1 protein-coding gene is annotated in these 522 nt (G+C 72.0%); it reads right to left on the reverse strand.

The genetic code is table 11. The features are described from left to right. Nucleotides 1-522: substrate-binding domain-containing protein (locus IE258_RS40985; RefSeq protein WP_189750862.1), on the reverse strand; the 522-nt coding region annotated here is incomplete at both ends.

Consider the following 522-nt stretch of genomic DNA (forward strand, 5'->3'; position numbering starts at 1 on the left):
GGGCGGCGCGGACGGCTCCGAGGGCGAGGGGGTCGCTGGCGCAGATGATGCCGGTGACGCCGCGTTCCAGGAGTCGGGTGGCTGCGGCCTGGCCGCCCTCCAAGGAGAACATGGCCCGCTCGACGAACTCCTCGGGCAGTTCCGTGCCGGCGATCCGGGCCGCCTCGCGGGCGGCGGCCAGCTTGCGGCGGGAGGGGATGTGGTCGGAGGGGCCGAGGACCAGGCCGATGCGCTCGTGGCCGAGCGACGAAAGGTGCCGCCAGGACTGCTCGACCGCGACGGCGTCGTCGCAGGCGATGCACGGGAAGTCCAGGTTCTCGATCGACGCGTTGATCAGCACCACCGGGATGTTGCGTTCGGCGAGCAGCCGGTAGTGGTCGTGCGGGGCGTCCGCCTGCGCGAACAGACCGCCCGCGAACACCACGCCGGAGACCTGTTGCTGCAGCAGCAGTTCGACGTAGTCGGCCTCCGAGACGCCGCCCTTGGTCTGGGTGCACAGCACCGGCGTCAGCCCCTGCTGGG

Origin of the sequence: Streptomyces tendae, from assembly GCF_014650435.1 — a bacterium.
GTDB classification, from domain to species: Bacteria; Actinomycetota; Actinomycetes; order Streptomycetales; family Streptomycetaceae; genus Streptomyces; species Streptomyces tendae.